The organism is Niveispirillum sp. CC-CTL257 (assembly GCF_059489915.1).
In genome coordinates, this window is record NZ_JCAJXE010000003.1 from 718,192 (window position 1) to 735,164 (window position 16,973).

A 16,973-nucleotide genomic window follows, 5' to 3' on the forward strand; every position below is an offset into this window, starting at 1 on the left:
CTTGTCCGATTATTCTTCGGTTACAGAACGACCTTGGCGTAACGGTCGATGAATTCCTGATGTGTGGGGCAATCGGCCACGGTGTCGGCGATGGCCTTGCGCATCCCGGCCAGCCCGCGCGACAGGCTGGGGATGTCGAACCCGTCCAGGGCCGGGTCATAGCCATCGGGCAGGAAATCGAACCCGGCATAGATGGCAAGCCAGCTGGCCGGCTGGAACATCTCCCAGCGGTAGCGGACCATGTGACCCCGCCGTTTCCACATCTCCACCTTGCGGGTCAGCGTATCGGGCAAGGCGATGGCGCGGCAATCACGCCAGAAGGCGGTATCCTCGCGCCGGTTCAGCCAGTAATGCAGGATGATGAAGTCGCGCACCCGCTCCATCTCCCGCCGGCTCCAGTCATTATACTCGTCGACCAGCAGCGGATCGATGTCCCGCTGCGGAAACAGCTGCTTCAGCTTGTCGATCCCCGTTTCGATCAGGGCGATGGACGTGCTTTCCAGCGGTTCCAGGAACCCCGAAGACAGGCCGATGGCGACACAGTTTCCCTTCCAGGCTTGGCGACGGCGGCCCGGTTTGAAGGCGATGCGGCGCGGTGCCATCTTCAGATCGCTACCTACGGCGGCCAGCAGCTCCGCCTCTGCGTCACTGTCGCTGATATGCCGGCTGGAATAGACATAACCGTGACCGGTCCGGTGCTGAAGCGGGATGGTCCAGCGCCAGCCGGCATTATGTGCCGTCACACGCGTAAAGGGCGGCGGCGGCGTGATGGCATGGCCCTGTGCCGCCAGCGCGCGGTCGCAGAGCAGCCATTGGCTCCAGTCCTCATACCCCGCCTTCATCGCCCCTTCGATCAGCAACCCGTGAAAACCGGAGCAATCGACAAAAAGGTCACCCGCAACCGTGTTGCCGCTGTCCAGCAGCAGCCCCGTGATATGGCCGTTCTCCGGGTTCAGATCGACCTTCTCGATCCTGGCGTCGATCCGTTGAACACCCAGCTTCTCCGCCGTCTGGCGCATCAGCTGCGCAAACAGGCCGGCATCAAAATGCAAGGCCCAGTCAAAGACGGACAGGGTGGAGGGCGGGTTGGGCGACGGGGTCGTGAAGCGCCCGCCACGGGCCAGCGCCACCGCCAGCGAATAATCGCCCAGGTCCGCGTTGTCACCGGCGGCGCGCAGGCGCAGCCAATATTGGTGGAAGGGGATGTCGCGCAGATCCTGGCCATAGACGCCGAACGGATGGATGAAGCTGCTGTCCTTATGCAACCAGCCATCAAACCGGATGCCCAGCTTCACCGTGCCATGCGTGGCCTTCAGCACATCCAGATCGCGTAGACCCAACGCCTGATAGAAACGGCGGATGGTGGGGATCGTCGCCTCCCCCACGCCGATGGTGCCGATGGCGGAGCTTTCGATCAGGGTGATTTTCAGCCCCGTTCCCTGGAAATGGTGCGCCAGCGAGGCGGCCGTCATCCAGCCGGCTGTACCGCCGCCGACAATGACCAGTTCACGGATGCGGTTATCGCTGGGCATCGACATTCTTCCAGGCAAATCTGTTGGGATTGTACAGATGAATGACAAAGAAAAAAGGGCGCCGCCTTGACGTGGATCACGTCCCGGCGGCGCCCCTTACTCAAGCTACACGGCCATTACCACTTGAAGCGGACACCGACGGTGTAGCGGCTTTCATACTCGTTCTGCCAGGCGTACTGGGTGGTGCCGGGCGCGAACTCCACGAAGTAATCCTCGATCTCGCCGGTGATGTTGGAACCGTTGGCGTAAATCGTGATCTTTTCGTTGATGTTGTAGCTCAGGTTCACGTCAACGAACTGCGTGCTGTCCTGATAGACGGGGAAGTCCTTGAACGTATTTTCCAGACGCTTGCTGCGGAAGTTGTACGCAATACGTGCCTGGAAATTATCGTCCTGGTACCAGCCGATCAGGTTGTACTGATGCTTGGAATTGTCAGCGAACGGCAGCTTCTTGCCCGACGACAGGGTCTGTTCGGAGGGCGAGTAGGTGTAGTTCGTGTCGACACCGAAGTTGGAGATGAAGCTGTCATTGTCCAGGAAGTCCTTGAAGGACAGCTTGGCGCCAACTTCAACACCTTCGACGCGGCCACCTTCACCCTGCTGCGGACGGGTCACGTTGACCGTCCGGCGGATCACGCCGTCCTGGTCAGGGTAGCGACCGTCGGCGGTGGTGCGGGTAACGACGTAGCTTTCGATGTTCATGCGGAACACGGCCAAGTTCAGCATGCTGGCATCGCCGATGTAATATTCGACGGCCGCATCCCAGTTGTCCGCACGCCACGGATCCAGATCAGGATTGCCGTTGGCTTCGGCGCTGGTCACGACGCGAATACCCAGGCCCGGATCATCAGCCGTGTTGATCTTCAGAGCGCCACCATACTTCAGCAGGTCCAGCGGCTGCATGGTCTTGCTGTAGCTGAAGCGCAGACGCAGATCGTCAGTGACGTCATACGAGGCGTTCACAGCCGGCAGGTAGTCGTAATAGCTGCGCTTGGAAACAACGTCACCGGCGTCGATGTTCGTGTCGCCATAGTTCAGGGTGTCGCCGGTGATGTTCTGGCGAACCTGCAGCTCGGTGCGGATGATCTTCAGGCCGGCAGTACCGGACAGGCGACCATACTCGAACGTGGTGTTCAGATAGCCGCTGTCTTCCGTCAGATCGACGGCATAGGACTGGCCGGGGATGATGGCGCGGTCGGCACCACCGAACACCTTCTTGTGGAAGGCTTCCGGATCGTCAAAGTCGCGCGGGTCGATAGCCCAGAAGCCGGGCACGCCCTTGGTGATGGAGCCCATATTGTCCACCCAGATCACGTTGTTATACGTGTCGAGGCGGGTCGGGGCATTGACGGTATAGCCCTGGAAAACCTGCTGACCGGTCACCGGGTCGCGAACGAATTCGCCGGCCTGGCACTGGTTCTGGTTCATGACGACGTCGATGGCCTTCCACTGGGCGGAGCAGCCCGACGTATTCGGCTGACCGGCGGCGTTCACGCCCTTGCCCTGGTAGAAGTTCGAGAACAGGTGGAACTGTTCGATCGACACGGAACGATCGCTGCGGCGGATACCCACGTCGATCTTGTTGAGGAAACCACCCAGCGGCTCCTCAAAGTCGTAATGGGTGTCGATGCGATAGACGTTCAGGTCAGACTTCGCCTCGTTATTGCCTTCCGACGAGAAAGCGCCAATGGCGTAGCTGTCCTTATTGGCCATGTAATCGGTCAGCGTCTTGCCAGCGCCCAGGCCACCGGAAATGACGCGATCAAAGCCCGACCAGACCGGGCTGTTGCCCGAGATGTCGTAATGCAGCTGCGGGTTCTGGCCATAGCCCAGCGGGTTCGGGTCGACATAACGACCGCCCAGGCTGCCAACGACATTGTTGGTATAGCGCGAGGCAGGGAAGGTCGAGGCGATGGACGCCGGGTAGAAGGTGCCGCGGGTACGGTCATTGGCGTCGCGGAACAGCGTGAAGCGGCCCGGCGCATAACGCCAGTTCGACAGATCGCCCTGTGCCTGACCATTCATCGACAGACGGTCAGCATCCGAGCGCATGGCCCGAGCTTCCATCTTGAACGGGCCGCCATTGTCGTACTTCAGCTCGGCATTGTAGTTCTTGGACTCGGACTTGTTGACGCGGTTGACCGAGAAGGAGTTCACCCACCAGGCGTCAATGTCGTACTCGTCCACGGCCAGCCAGTTGCTGCCGCTGACCGGCGTGCTGTCGGTCGGCTTGGTCCAGATGCCGAAGGCATCGCCCGACCAGCGGTTGGAGATGTTGAGACCAGCGGCGCGGTTATACTCGTCCATCTTGGTGTAGAAGCCTTCGGCCAGGAAGGTGAAGCCTTCCCCCAGATCGGCTTCAAACGCACCGGACACGGACAGACGATCGCGCTCCGTTTCCTTCTTGAAGCTTTCAAAGCCGTGCGGCGAGATGAACTGATTGGGGGCGGTGCCACCCCAGTCATTGTTGCCGGACAGACCGCCGGTGCCAGGCCCAGGCGCCACACCAGAGTAGTTGTTGCCCAGGTTGGACTGGCTGCCAGCGGCAGACACCAGCACGCCGATGCGGTCGCCGCGATAGGCAACCAAACCGTTGGCCAGGTAATCCTTTTCCTTCGTATCCTTGCCCGTCTGGCCTTCCACAGCGCCCGAGGCCGAGAAGCCGTAGGGCATGTCGGACGGACGACGGGTGCGCAGATCGATCGTGCCGGAAATGCCGGACAGGGCGTTCTTGGTCTCGGTGCTCTTATAGACCACCACCGCGTTCATCAGCTGGGCCGGAACGTCGGTCAGGTTCGGCTTGGCTTCACCCTGGTTGCCGGCGGACAAGTACTGTTCGCCGTTCAGCATGGTGATGACCTGCGGCAGACCGCGGACATTCACCGTGGAGCCTTCGCCGGCATCGCGGCGGATCTGAATGCCAGGGACGCGCTGCAAGCTGTCCGCGATGGTCACGTCCGGCAGCTTGCCGATATCTTCGGACGAGATGGCATCGACGATGGCCGTCTGGTTGCGCTTGACATCGACCGAGCGCTGCTGCGAAGCGCGCACGCCGGTGACAATGATTTCGTCAAGCGTATCGGTGGCTGCCGGTGCGGCCTGGGCCATGGCTGTCGACGCCAGCGCGAAAGGCGACGCGCCTGCCAGCAGGGCCACGGCGAAGCCGCGACCAAGCATTGAATGCATCCCTGTCAAGAGATCCTCCCTCAGAGCAAAGTTTTACGTGTGATTTTTGGCGCCGGAATGCGCGGGGTCATTCGCAGAACACCATGGTATGGCGCCTGACGTCTGACATTTTCCTTCGGGCTATTGAATTAGCCGCTCGGTTTGTTTCCCCACCCATTCGGCGTGTTTCGCCACACGCTCCCATCCTTAGTGGTTCTGAATTTACGACAGGCCGGTTTGATGTCAAGCGCTATATGTCATCGTTGTCATACAAAGTGACAGCGCAGACATGGCCTGTCCGTGATATAAACGCAAAATCTGCATATGATGCGCTTTTTGAAAATTTCCGCGACTGCGAGACGCAAATGCCCAAACCGCAGGATTTCAAGCCTTTCGCAGGGTCATGTCCGGCTCGCGGTGAGCCCAACCTGTCCATTGTTGCCAGGATGTCACGCTGGACAGGTGATTTACGATGGCGTGGCCGGACAGAAACCAGACAACGTTGTCTGTTTTCGCTGGCATGCCGCCACACCGGTGCTAGTATGTTGACCGAACCACCCGCAATCAATGCCGGGGGAACACCTTTTGGGAGGCTCAGCGGAACGCCGATAGGGGCGCTACCGTCATTCTGCCCTGACATAAGGTAACAAACTGACGCGGGAGGGCGCTGGATCATCCGATCCTCGGCCTGTGCCATAAACGACGAAAGAGAAACGCCGATGAATAACAGGAAGATGCGGGCCTTCATGTCCACCCTGCTGCTGGCCACGGCTCTGTCCGCTGGCACCGCGCGGGCCGCCGAAAGCGCGGCACCGGCCACTGCCACCACGGCCCCAGCCGCCCGTCCCTGGATGGACACTTCCCTTTCCGCCGACGCGCGCGCTGATCTGCTGCTGCGCGAAATGACGGTGGACGAGAAGAAGTTGCTGGTCTTCGGCTATTTCGGATCGCCGTTTAAGGAACGTAATTATGTCCCGCCCGCCGGCATCCGCATGGGGTCGGCCGGCTATATCCCCGGCATTGATCGCCTGGGCATCCCAGCGCAGTGGCAGACCGATGCCGGCGTCGGCGTGGCAACCCAGCGGGACTCGAGCGAGCCGATGCGCGAGCGCACCTCCCTGCCCGCCGGCATCGCGACGGTCGCCACCTGGAATCCCGCCCTGGCCCGTCAGGGTGGCGCCATGATCGGCAAGGAGGCCCGGCTGTCGGGTTTCAACATCATGCTGGCCGGCGGCATCAATCTGGTGCGTGAACCCCGCAATGGCCGCAATTTCGAATATGGAACAGAGGACCCACTGCTGGCCGGCATCATGGTCGGCGCACAGATCAGCGGTATCCAGTCCAACAACATCGTCTCCACCATCAAGCATTACGCCCTGAATGCGCAGGAGACGGGCCGTTTCGTTCTGTCCGCCAATATTGATGAGGCGGGTGCGCGCGTGTCGGACCTGCTGGCCTTTGAGATTGCCATGGAGCGGTCGAACCCCGGCTCCGTGATGTGCGCCTATAACCGCTATAATGGCGATTATGCCTGCGAGAACGACTTCCTCCTGAACAAGGTGCTGAAGGGCGACTGGGGCTACAAGGGCTATGTCATGTCCGACTGGGGTGCTGTCCATAGCACCGCCAAGGCTGCCAATAACGGGTTGGATCAGGAGTCTGGCTATATCTTCGATAAGGAGATGTTCTTCGGCGCCGATCTGCTGGGCAAGGCGCTGGCCGATGGCTCCGTGCCCATGGCCCGTCTGGACGACATGAACCGCCGCATTCTGCGCGCGCTCTTCGATCATGGGGTCATGGATAAACCTGTTACGGTCGAAGACCACAAGATCGACTATGACGCCCATGCCAAGATCACGCGCGCCGACGCAGAGGAAGGCATCGTTCTGCTGAAGAATCAGGGCGATCTGCTGCCGCTGGCGGCGAGTGCGAGAAAGATTGCGGTCATCGGCGGCCATGCCGACAAGGGCGTGATGTCGGGTGGCGGCTCCTCCACCGTGTTCGGGCGCGGCGGCAATCCGGTACCCGGCACAGGGCCGAAGAATTTCCCCGGTCCCATCGTCTATCACGCCAACCCACCGCTGGCCGCGATCCAGGCCCGCGCCGCCGGTCAGGTCGCGTTCGATGCCGGCACCGACCCGGCTGCCGCCGCGAAGCTGGCCGCCGACAGCGATCTGGCCATTGTCTTTGTCAACCAATGGACGGGGGAGGCGATGGATTTCGCCCTGACCCTGCCCGACAATCAGGACGCGTTGGTCGCCGCCGTCGCCAAGGCCAACAAGCGCACCATCGTGGTGGTGCAATCGGGCGGTCCTGTCTTCATGCCCTGGCTGAAGGATGTGGGCGCGGTTCTGGCCGCCTGGTATCCTGGCACCGCCGGGGGCGAGGCGATTGCCCGCGTAATCTATGGCGAGGTGGATGCCAGCGGTCGCCTGCCCGTCACCTTCCCCGCCAGCCTGGAACAGCTGCCGCGTCCCAAGCTGGATGGCGAAGGTCTGCCCGACGGCACCAAGTTCGACGTCTCCTACATGGAAGGGGGCACCGTCGGCTATAAATGGTTCGACCAGAAGGGCCACAAGCCACTGTTCCCCTTCGGTTACGGCCTGTCCTACACCGATTTCAGCTATAGCGGCTTGAAGGCAGAGGTCGGTTCTGACGGCACCCTGACGCTGTCCGGCTCCGTCACCAATAAGGGGGCGCGCGTCGGCAAGGCCGTGCCGCAGCTTTATATCGGCCCCGTCGGCGGTGGTTGGGAAGCACCCAAGCGTCTGGCCGGCTGGCAGAAGCTGGAACTGGCCCCCGGTGCCAGCAGCCGCTTCTCCGTTCCGGTTGACGCCCGCCTGCTGGCGACCTTCGACGTGGCGAAAAAGGAGTGGGTGGTAAAGCCCGGCCGTTACAAGGTTTGGCTGGGCGCATCGGCGACTGACCTGCCGGTGACCACGGAGGTCACGCTGAAAGGCAGCAGTTTCAGCGCCGTGAAGGCAAAGTAACCAGCATCAAGGGCCGCCCCACCGGGCGGCCCTTTTTCTTTTTCCCTATTACGCCACAGGTAATCGCGCCGCCCGCACCGGCGCATCATCATCCCCCCATCACAACGCCAAATGATGGAGATGATCATGGGTATCGGTCCCCTCACCCGCCAGCTTCTGCTGATCGACGCCGCCACCTGTCTGGCCTCCGGACTGCTGCTGACCTTTGGTGCCGGCCTGCTGGAGCCGTTGTTGGGCCTGCCCTCCTGGCTGCTGCTGGAAGCGGGCATCATCCTGTTCCCTTGCACCCTGTTCGCGGCCTGGGCCGGGCGGCGGGTGGGCGTCTCGGCGGGTCCCGCCAAGGTGATGATCGCGTTGAACCTGTTCTGGGTCGCGGGCAGCGTCGGTCTGCTGGCGCTGGGCTGGACCACGCCGCTGGGCACCGGCTTCGTCCTGGTACAGGCCGTCGCCGTCGCCGGGATCAGTGCTGCGCAGATCTTCAGCCTGCGCGCCCGCACCACACTGGCGGCGGCCTGATCAAAGCGGTTAGATGGGGCGGCGCTGTCCGCCCCATCGACCGGAGTTTTCATGCCCACCCTCGCCTGCCTGCTGCGCGGCATTAATGTCGGCGGCAATAAGATCGTGAAGATGGCCCTGTGGAAGCAGCTTTATGAGGAATTGGGCTTCACCAATGTCCGCACCCTGCTGCAATCCGGCAACCTGCTGTTCGACACGACCATCGACGAACCCCGCGACGCGCTGCAAGCCCGGCTGGAGACCGCGTTTGCTGCACGGTTCGGCTTTACCGCCGACCATATCCTGCGCGACGCGGCACAGGTGCAGGCCGCCATCGCCGGAAACCCCTTCCCCGACGCCGCCGCCAACGCCCCCAACCATCTGCTGATCTTCTTCCTGTCCAAGGCCCCAGACGCGGCGGGCGCCGCAAAACTGTCGGCCCTGGAAACCGGTCCCGACCGTCTGCACCTGTCCGGCGACCTGCTCTACATGCATTTCATCAACGGGGCTGGCAAGGCCGCCACCGACCCGGTGAAGCTGCTGCGCCTGGCCGGCGTCACCGGCACGTCACGCAACTGGACGACGTTGAATAAGCTGGCGGCGATGATGGTGAGCTGAGGTTCAGCCCCCAAACGCCGCCTTGTGCTGCTCCCGCAGGGCCGCTTTTTGCACCTTGCCCATCTGGTTGCGCGGCAACTCATCCACGAACCAGACCCGCTTGGGCACTTTGAAATTGGCCAATTCGCCCTTCACATGCGCGATGATCGACGCCTCATTCACATCCTCGCGCCCCGGCTTCTTCTGAATGATAGCGGCCACCGCCTCACCGAAATCCGGGTGCGGCAGACCGATGACGGCACTTTCTACGACGCCGTCAATGGCGTCCAGCACCGTCTCAATCTCCTTCGGGTAGACATTGAACCCGCCGCAGATCACCAGATCCTTGGCCCGGCCTACGATATGAACGTATCCGCGTGTATCAATCTTCCCCACATCGCCCGTGATGAAGAACCCATCGGCGCGCATATCCTCCGCCGTCTTTTCCGGCTTGTTCCAGTAACCTTTGAACAGGTTGGGGCCTTTGATCTCGATCTGCCCGATCTCATCGGTGCCCAGCAACACCCCCTTCTCATCCGCGATGCGCAGCGACACGCCCGGCAGGGGAAAGCCGACCGTGCCCGGCACGCGCTCCCCATTCAACGGATTGGACGTGATCATCCCCGCTTCTGTCATGCCATAACGCTCCAGAATGGCGTGGCCGGTCCGGGCAGAGAACTCTGTATGCGTATCGGCCAGCAGCGGGGCGGAACCGCTGATGAACAGCCGCATATGGGCCACCCGTTCCCGCGTGAAACCGGTATGGGTCAGCAGGCGGGTATAGAAGGTGGGCACACCCATCAGGACGGTCGCTTGCCCCAACAGCTCCACCACCCGGTCCGCATCGAATTTCGACAGGAACAGCATGTGCCCGCCATTCAGCAGGGTGGTGTTGGTGGCGACAAACAGCCCATGCACATGGAAGATGGGCAGGGCATGCAGCAGCACATCGCCCGGCACAAAGCCCCACAGCTGATGCAGGGTCAGGGCATTGCTGGCCAGATTGCCATGGCTGGTCATCGCCCCCTTCGACCGGCCTGTGGTGCCGGAGGTGTAGAGGATGGCCGCCAGCTCATCCTCGCCCAACACCACCGTGTCGAACTCATGGCTGAGGTTCAGGGCCATATCTGGCAGGCTGCCATCCGCCGCAATGCCCAAGGTCGCCACCGCCGGCACGCCGCAGCGCGCCGCCAGCTCCTTCATCCCCGCCTCATCCTCCGGCCGGCAGACGAACAAAGCGGGTGCGGCATCTTCCAGGAAGTAACTGACCTCCCCCTTCTGATAGGCGGTATTCAGCGGCAGATAGACCGCCCCCATCCGCAGAGTGGCCAGATAGAGGAACAGGTTCTCCGCGCTCTTCTCCACCTGCACCGCCACGCGGTCACCGCGCTTGACGCCCAGGGCCGCCATGGCATGGGCAAAGCGGGCGGAGATGGAGGCGACGTCGGCGTAGCTATACCAGACGCCCTGGCGCGGCCCGTCCATCAGGGTGATGAAACGGGCCGTGGAATCGGCGGGAAAACGGCTTTCAAACAGATGGTAGAGATTGCCGCTTTCAACGCCCGTCATGTCATTTCCCCTGCAACATCTTCACGATGGCGGAGAAGTCGAGAGCCCCGTTCCCCGCCGCTGAGAACAGCTGATACAGCGCTGCGGCCTGCGCGCCAAGGGGGGTGCTGGCCCCGCTGCTGGATGCTGCCTGCTGCGCCAGCTTCAGATCCTTCAGCATCATGTCCACCGCAAAGCCCGGCGCATAATCGCGGTTGGCGGGCGATGTCGGCACCGGCCCCGGCACCGGGCAATAGCTGGTGAGCGACCAGCACTGCCCAGACGAGGTGCTGGAAATATCAAACAGCTTCTGCCGCTCCAAACCCAGCTTGTCGGCCAACGCAAACGCCTCCGACACGGCGATCATGGAAATGCCCAGCACCATGTTATTGCAGATCTTGGCCGCCTGGCCCGTGCCCGGCCCGCCCGCATGCACGATATTCTTGCCCATCAGCTCCAGATAGGGCTTGGCCTTGGCGAAGGCTGCATCAGCCCCGCCAACCATGAAGGTCAGCGTACCCGCCGCCGCCCCCCCCGTGCCGCCCGACACGGGCGCATCCACCATCAGGTGCCCGGCCTTTTCGGCCTGCGCGATCACGGCGCGGGCACTGTCCACATCGATGGTGGAACTGTCGATGAACAAGGTGCCGGGCCGCGCCCGCTCGATCACCCCGCCCGCATTGCCATAAACGGCGCGTACATGCGGCCCGGCGGGCAGCATGGAGACGACGACATCCGCCACCGCCGCCGCATCCCCCGCCGCCTTCGACGTGTCGATCCCCGCCTCATTGGCCACCGCGATATTGGCGGGCGCCAGATCGACGCCCAGCACTGTATGTCCGCCCCTCAGAAGGTTCTTGGCCATGGGCAGCCCCATATTGCCCAGCCCGATGAACGCAATGGTCGCCATGGTCATTTCCTCCACAGGTTATTGTTTTAGAACGTCAGGTCTCCGCCCGCCGGCACCGCGAAGTAGCGCGCGACATCTGCCGCCGGGACATCGGCCAGTTTGGCCGGGTTCCATTTCGGGCTCTTATCCTTGTCCACCAGAACGGCGCGGATGCCTTCAAAGAAGTCATTGCCGTCCATCACCGCCTGGGTCATGCGGAATTCCAGGCGCATGCAATCATCAAATTCCAGTTCCGCCCCACGCCGCAGCTGCTCGAACGTCACTTTCAGGCTGGTGGGCGACATGGACAGGATGGTCTCCGCCACCTTGTCGGCCCAGCCAGTTCCCTGGGAGATCAGGCCCGCCACAATCCCTTCGACATCATCCGCTTCAAACGCCGCATCGATGGCTGGCCGCAGTGCCGCCAACGGCGCGTCGCTCACAGGGGCGACATGAGCCGCCAACACCGCATCCACATCCTGCCCCTCGGCCAGCGCCGCCTCGATGGCATCCAGCAAAGCCGACGGCACATGATGCGTGCCGATTCCGGTATAGATCAGGTCCGGCGCATGCACCCTGGCACCCGTCAGGCCGAGATACAGGCCCAGCTTGCCCGGCACACGCGGCAGGAAATACGTCCCGCCCACATCCGGGAACAGGCCGATGCCGGTTTCCGGCATAGCCAGCAGGGTCTTTTCCGTCACCACCCGGTGGCTGCCATGCACCGACAGGCCGACACCGCCGCCCATGGTGATGCCATCCATCAGGGCGATATAGGACTTGGGGAAGCGCTTGATCTGCCGGTTCAGGCGATATTCCCCGCCAAAGAAGGCGGCGGTCAGGGCACCGGTGCCCTGACCGCGCTTACGCTCCCACCCGGCATCCCAGACGGCGCGAACATCACCCCCGGCGCAGAAGGCCCGGTCACCGGCCCCCCGGATCACCACCGCTTTGATGGCGGGATCAGCAGCCCAGGCCTCCAGCGCCGGCGCCATCACCTCCACCATGCCCAGCGTCAGGGCGTTCAGCGCCTTGGGCCGGTTCAGCAGAATATGGCCTATGGCACCCTTGACGGTGCAGATGACATCCTCGCTCAAAACCCATCCTCCCTTTCAATCGCCCTGACAGGGGCTGCAACCCGCCCTCTTATACATCGCCACGGCGACGAATTCCGCATCTCAACCAGTACCATTGCGGACATCCGCACATCCATGCGAAGTTCCTCGCCGTTATTGTGCGCAAACTCGCATGGGGTGGGCATGGCCAGCCGGTTTGACTGGGACGATCTGCAATCCTTCCTGGCGGTGGCGCGATCGGGCCGGCTGACCCTGGCCGCCAAGCGCATGGGGGTGGATCACACGACCCTGGGCCGCCGCCTAACCGGCCTGGAACAGGCGCTGGGCACCACACTGTTCGAACGCCACGCCACGGGATACAGCCTGACCCAGGCGGGTGAGACGCTGCTGCAAAGTGCAGAGGTGATGGAGGGCATGGCGCTCACCATCCAGGAGGAATTGTCGGGTGCCGGGGCCAAGCTGTCGGGTGCGGTGCGCATCGGCACACCCGACGGTTTCGGCAGCTTCTTCCTGGCCCCGCGCATCGGCCACCTGGGCGCGCTGCATCCGGACCTGGAGGTGCAGCTGGTCGCCATGCCGCGCCTGTTCAGCCTGTCCAAGCGCGAAGCCGACATCGCGGTGACGCTGGCACAGCCGGAGGCGGGCCGTCTGCATGCCCGCAAGCTGACCGATTATGAGCTGGGGCTTTACGCCTCACGCACTTACTTGGAGACGGCGCCGCCCATCGACGGGCCAGGCGATCTGGCCGCCCACCGCTTCATCTCCTATATTGATGATCTGCTCTATACGCCGGAACTGGATTACGTCCCGCTGGTCTCCCGCGATATCCGCCCTTACTTGAAAAGCGCCAGTCTGGTGGCGCAGTTCCGGGCGGTGCAGGCCGGCAGCGGTGTTGCCATCCTGCCCTGCTTCATGACGGCGGGGGAGAAGGACCTCGTCCGGCTGCTGCCGGCTGAGGTGAAGCTGGTCCGCAGCTTCTGGCTGGTCATGCATTCCGACGTGCGCCACCTCTCCCGCATCCGCGTCACGGCGGAATTCATCGCGGAGGAGGTCAAGCGCAACGCACGGCTGTTCCAGGGATAGGTTTGTCGCATGCAGCTTAAACAGCCTTATGCGACAAAAACCGCAATCAAAACGGCATCTTGAACCCCGGCGGCAGCTTCAGACCGCCCATCATGGCGTTGGTCTGTTCTGCCGTGAAGGCCTCGATCTTGCCCTTGGCGTCGTTATAGGCTGCGGTGATCAGGTCTTCCAGGACCTCGACATCCTCGGGATCGACGATGGACTTGTCGATCTTTAGGCCACGCAGGTCGCCCTTGCCGTTCAGGGTCAGCTTGACCATGCCGCCACCGGACACGCCTGTGGCCTCATGTTCCTGCATCTTGGCCTGCATCTCAGCCATCTTGGACTGCATCTGCTGGGCCTGCTTCATCATCTGGCCGATATTCTTCATGGCTCAGAAGTCTCCTTCATAATCGCCCTCATCCATGGGCGGTGGTGCATCGAAATAAGGGCTGTCGGCCATCTCGTCACCCCCAAAAGCGTCCATCGCTTCGGGAATTTCGGGTTCAACCATGGGAGGCGGGGCCAGGGCCACCTGACTCTGGTCGATGATCTTGTCGATCTTCGCACCCGGAAACGCCTCCAGCACGGCCCTGACCAGCGGATGTTCGGCGGCTTCCGCGCGCTGGCGAAGCTCTGCCTCGCGCTCCTGCTCGGCAATGGTCGGCTCTCCGGCGGCACCAGAAACCGATACGACCCAGCGTTTGCCCGTCCATTCGGTCAGCAGCTGTCCCACCTTGCCGGGCAGGTTCTGCGGACAGGCCGGCAGCATGCGCAGCTCGATCATTCCGCTTTCAAAACGAACCAGATGGACCGACGCACGCAGCATGCCGGCCAGCACGCCTTCCCGCTTGTCAAGAAACAGGTCGGCCACCGCACGGAAACTGGTTGGTTCCGGTACCGTATCGACCTTGCCGACCGGCTGAAGTGCCGCCACGGGAGCCGGTGCCGGGGCGCCGGCAAGGGCCCTGCCGCCCGCCACCATGGCCATGGGCGCACCCTGGGTCGGGGCCGCATGCACCATTGGGCCTGGGCCACCGCCACCGGCGAACCCACCGCCCCCGCCGGGATTGTTCCCGTGCAGGGCACGCGCCGCCGCCTCCACGCCCCCGGCCTCATTGATCTTCCGGATCAGGTCGGCCGGGCTGGGCAGTTCGGACGCATAGGACAGGCGGATCAGCACCATTTCCAATGCCTGCATCGGCACCGGCGCATGCTGAATCTCGCCAAGCCCCTTCAACAGAATCTGCCAGGCCCGCGACAGCGACGCCATGCCCAGCTTCTGGGCCAGCGCCACACCGCGCGTGCGCTCATCCTCTGGGATCGACACATCCTCGGCCGTGCCGGGGATGACGCGCGCACGGGTCAGGAAATGCGCAAAATCCAGCAGGTCCTGGGTGATGACAATCGGATCGGCACCGCAACGATGCAGGTCAGTCAGGATGTCCAGCGCGTCCGCCGGCTTGCCCGTCATGGTCGCCTCGAACAGGTCGATGACGCGGGTGCGGTCGGCCAGGCCCAGCATGTCGCGCACCTGCGCCAGGGTGACGTTGCCACCGCCCAGAGCGATGGCCTGATCCAGCAGCGACAACCCGTCACGCACCGACCCGTCGGCAGCCCGCGCGATCTGCGCGATGGCATCGGGTTCGACCGGCACGCCTTCCTTGCCCGCCACGCGCGTGAAATGGCCCACCAGGGTCGGGTGGTCCACGCGGCGCAGGTCGAATCGCTGGCACCGCGACAGCACCGTCACCGGCACCTTCCTGATCTCGGTCGTGGCGAACACGAATTTCACATGTGGCGGCGGTTCTTCCAGCGTCTTCAGCAGCGCGTTGAAGGCGCTTTTCGACAGCATGTGCACTTCGTCGATGATGTAGAGCTTGTAGCGCGCGGCGGACGGCGCATAGCGCACACCCTCAATGATCTCGCGCACATTATCGACGCCGGTATTGGAGGCGGCGTCCATCTCGATCACATCGACATTGCGATCGGCGGCGATAGACACGCACATCTCGCACACACCACAGGGGCTGATGGTCGGCCCACCCTGCCCGTCCGGCCCGATGCAGTTCAGGGCGCGCGCAATGATGCGCGCCGTCGTCGTCTTGCCCACCCCGCGCACACCGGTCAGCATATAGGCCTGATGGATACGCCCCGACTGGATGGCATTGCGCAGTGTCCGCACCAGCGCGTCCTGCCCCACCAGCTCATCAAAATTCTGCGGCCGGTATTTGCGCGCCAGCACACGATAGGCGGCACCGGCGGCGGAATGGCTGTTCGTCTCGTCGGTCACGGGGCGTCTCGGGTCTACGGCAATAACGGAGGAGAGTTTAGTGATGCCGGCGCACAGACGCCACGGTTTTACGCTACCGCTTTTCGAAAGCAGGCGTCCTGGCAAGAAATATCGGTTGAAGGTGGGAGGCTGGACGAACGACCCGAGCCGAAACTCGTTACGGCTGCTTCCTTCCGGACCTGACCGGGTTGGCGAGGGACCCGCCCGTTGCCAACCTCCCGGTGCCTATATCGGCGAGTGTCGCGGGAAAGACAAGGGAGAAATCCGCCGGGTCCGCCTTGACGCTTGCGCATTGGCGACATGATGTCAGTCATGTCACGGTCGCGAAACCATGATGAGACTGAATTTCTATGCCGGTTCCGGCCTGGATAGGGCCGCCCACCGGCGCAAGGATGAGGACTGGCTTGCCGCCCGTCTGCGCCACCCCCAGGCTGCCCGGATCATCCCGTGGTGGCGGGGTCGGCATCTGGTGGCCGGGGCGGACGATGCGCCACTGCCGGCCTATTTGCCTGTTACCGCCGACTGGTGGGGGTGGCATCTGGCCATGCCACCCATCTATCTGGGCGATGATGGTGGCCATTCCTACTTCGCGGTCGATCTTTCGCCGCTGGAGGATGTCGACACCCACGCCGAGGTGGCGAAGCTGGGCCGGTTCGTGGAGCTAAGGTCGTTGGGCACGCGCATCGGGCAAAGGGCGGGCGGCATGTATGCCTATACCCGCGCCCTGATGCTGTGGCACGGCAAGCATAAATTCTGCGGCACCTGTGGTTCCCCGACCGCTGCCGAGGAGGCGGGCCACAGCCGGCGCTGCACCAATCCCGACTGCGCGGCCCAACATTTTCCCCGCCATGACCCGGCGGTGATCATGCTGGTCCATGATGGCGGCGACCGCTGCCTGCTGGGCCGGCAGGCGCGCTTCCCGCCCGGCATGTATTCCACGCTCGCCGGATTCGTGGAGCCGGGCGAAAGCCTGGAGGAGACGGTGATGCGCGAATGCTTCGAAGAGGCAGGTGTGCGCGTCACCGACGTGAAGTACCATTCCAGCCAGCCCTGGCCCTTCCCCTCCTCCCTGATGCTGGGCTTCCACGCCCGCGCCACCACGCTGGACGTGAAGGCGGATGAGGAGGAACTGGAGGATGTGCGCTGGTTCAGCCGCGATTTCATCCGCAAGCACCAGAATGGTGAGAATTTCCGTCTGCCGCCGTTCGACAGCATTTCCAGACAGTTGATTGAGGCCTGGCTGCGCGGCTAAACGGGCGATCCTTGCCCGTTTAGCCGCGCCCTGCCATTCTGCCCATTGATACTGAACCTGACGGAGCCATCGTCC

12 protein-coding genes and 1 other RNA gene are annotated in these 16,973 nt (G+C 63.0%); 5 read left to right on the plus strand and 8 right to left on the minus strand.

The window, feature by feature from the left end:
• Window positions 1-20: 20 nt before the first annotated feature.
• A complete protein-coding gene (locus tag ABC729_RS19925) occupies window positions 21-1,532 on the minus strand; it encodes a tryptophan halogenase family protein (RefSeq protein WP_495609351.1) in 1,512 nt (503 codons plus the stop codon).
• A gap of 116 nt (window positions 1,533-1,648) precedes the next feature.
• On the minus strand, window positions 1,649-4,708 hold the full coding sequence (locus ABC729_RS19930) for a TonB-dependent receptor (RefSeq protein ID WP_495609352.1): 3,060 nt from the start codon (window positions 4,706-4,708) through the stop codon (window positions 1,649-1,651).
• A 707-nt stretch (window positions 4,709-5,415) separates the two neighbouring features.
• Here ABC729_RS19930 and ABC729_RS19935 point away from each other — a divergent pair.
• From ABC729_RS19935 to ABC729_RS19945, 3 genes are all read left to right on the plus strand, one after another.
• On the plus strand, window positions 5,416-7,686 hold the full coding sequence (locus ABC729_RS19935) for a beta-glucosidase family protein (RefSeq protein ID WP_495609353.1): 2,271 nt from the start codon (window positions 5,416-5,418) through the stop codon (window positions 7,684-7,686).
• 126 nt (window positions 7,687-7,812) lie between these two features.
• Complete coding sequence (locus ABC729_RS19940) at window positions 7,813-8,202, plus strand: hypothetical protein (protein ID WP_495609354.1); 390 nt, start codon at window positions 7,813-7,815, stop codon at window positions 8,200-8,202.
• A 51-nt stretch (window positions 8,203-8,253) separates the two neighbouring features.
• Window positions 8,254-8,799 carry a DUF1697 domain-containing protein gene (locus ABC729_RS19945; protein WP_495609355.1) on the plus strand — a complete coding sequence of 182 codons (546 nt, stop codon included), beginning with the start codon at window positions 8,254-8,256 and terminating at the stop codon, window positions 8,797-8,799.
• 3 nt (window positions 8,800-8,802) lie between these two features.
• Here ABC729_RS19945 and ABC729_RS19950 read toward each other — a convergent pair whose 3' ends face one another.
• The 3 genes from ABC729_RS19950 to ABC729_RS19960 are packed head-to-tail and all read right to left on the minus strand — an operon-like array spanning window position 8,803 to window position 12,312.
• On the minus strand, window positions 8,803-10,347 hold the full coding sequence (locus ABC729_RS19950; RefSeq protein ID WP_495609356.1) for a malonate--CoA ligase: 1,545 nt from the start codon (window positions 10,345-10,347) through the stop codon (window positions 8,803-8,805).
• A 1-nt stretch (window position 10,348) separates the two neighbouring features.
• On the minus strand, window positions 10,349-11,236 hold the full coding sequence (gene mmsB / locus ABC729_RS19955; protein WP_495609357.1) for a 3-hydroxyisobutyrate dehydrogenase: 888 nt from the start codon (window positions 11,234-11,236) through the stop codon (window positions 10,349-10,351).
• Window positions 11,237-11,262: 26 nt separating this feature from the next.
• Window positions 11,263-12,312 (minus strand): enoyl-CoA hydratase/isomerase family protein, encoded by a 1,050-nt coding sequence (locus ABC729_RS19960; protein WP_495609358.1) that lies wholly within the window; start codon window positions 12,310-12,312, stop codon window positions 11,263-11,265.
• Window positions 12,313-12,474: 162 nt separating this feature from the next.
• Here ABC729_RS19960 and ABC729_RS19965 point away from each other — a divergent pair, with 162 nt between their 5' ends.
• Entirely contained in the window at window positions 12,475-13,374 is a 900-nt protein-coding gene (locus ABC729_RS19965; RefSeq protein ID WP_495609359.1) for a LysR family transcriptional regulator, read from the plus strand.
• 46 nt (window positions 13,375-13,420) lie between these two features.
• Here ABC729_RS19965 and ABC729_RS19970 read toward each other — a convergent pair whose 3' ends face one another.
• The 3 genes from ABC729_RS19970 to ffs form a co-directional block, all read right to left on the minus strand.
• The gene (locus tag ABC729_RS19970) at window positions 13,421-13,744 is read right to left on the minus strand and encodes a YbaB/EbfC family nucleoid-associated protein (RefSeq protein ID WP_054169286.1); all 324 of its coding nucleotides are present in this window, start codon (window positions 13,742-13,744) and stop codon (window positions 13,421-13,423) included.
• Window positions 13,745-13,747: 3 nt separating this feature from the next.
• Entirely contained in the window at window positions 13,748-15,646 is a 1,899-nt protein-coding gene (locus ABC729_RS19975) for a DNA polymerase III subunit gamma/tau (RefSeq protein ID WP_495609360.1), read from the minus strand.
• Window positions 15,647-15,767: 121 nt separating this feature from the next.
• An RNA gene (gene ffs, locus ABC729_RS19980) (signal recognition particle sRNA small type) lies at window positions 15,768-15,865 on the minus strand.
• Window positions 15,866-15,977: 112 nt separating this feature from the next.
• Between ffs and nudC the strand changes: the two genes are divergently transcribed.
• Complete coding sequence (nudC, locus tag ABC729_RS19985) at window positions 15,978-16,898, plus strand: NAD(+) diphosphatase (protein ID WP_495609361.1); 921 nt, start codon at window positions 15,978-15,980, stop codon at window positions 16,896-16,898.
• Window positions 16,899-16,973 lie beyond the last annotated feature (75 nt).

Bases quoted from the DNA above. Each gene is read 5' to 3' on its own strand.
- ABC729_RS19925 (WP_495609351.1), bottom strand. From the start codon at position 1,532: ATGCCCAGCGATAACCGCATCCGTGAACTGGTCATTGTCGGCGGCGGT.
- ABC729_RS19930 (WP_495609352.1), bottom strand. From the start codon at position 4,708: ATGCTTGGTCGCGGCTTCGCCGTGGCCCTGCTGGCAGGCGCGTCGCCT.
- ABC729_RS19935 (WP_495609353.1), top strand. From the start codon at position 5,416: ATGAATAACAGGAAGATGCGGGCCTTCATGTCCACCCTGCTGCTGGCC.
- ABC729_RS19940 (WP_495609354.1), top strand. From the start codon at position 7,813: ATGGGTATCGGTCCCCTCACCCGCCAGCTTCTGCTGATCGACGCCGCC.
- ABC729_RS19945 (WP_495609355.1), top strand. From the start codon at position 8,254: ATGCCCACCCTCGCCTGCCTGCTGCGCGGCATTAATGTCGGCGGCAAT.
- ABC729_RS19950 (WP_495609356.1), bottom strand. From the start codon at position 10,347: ATGACGGGCGTTGAAAGCGGCAATCTCTACCATCTGTTTGAAAGCCGT.
- mmsB (WP_495609357.1), bottom strand. From the start codon at position 11,236: ATGGCGACCATTGCGTTCATCGGGCTGGGCAATATGGGGCTGCCCATG.
- ABC729_RS19965 (WP_495609359.1), top strand. From the start codon at position 12,475: ATGGCCAGCCGGTTTGACTGGGACGATCTGCAATCCTTCCTGGCGGTG.
- ABC729_RS19970 (WP_054169286.1), bottom strand. From the start codon at position 13,744: ATGAAGAATATCGGCCAGATGATGAAGCAGGCCCAGCAGATGCAGTCC.
- nudC (WP_495609361.1), top strand. From the start codon at position 15,978: ATGATGAGACTGAATTTCTATGCCGGTTCCGGCCTGGATAGGGCCGCC.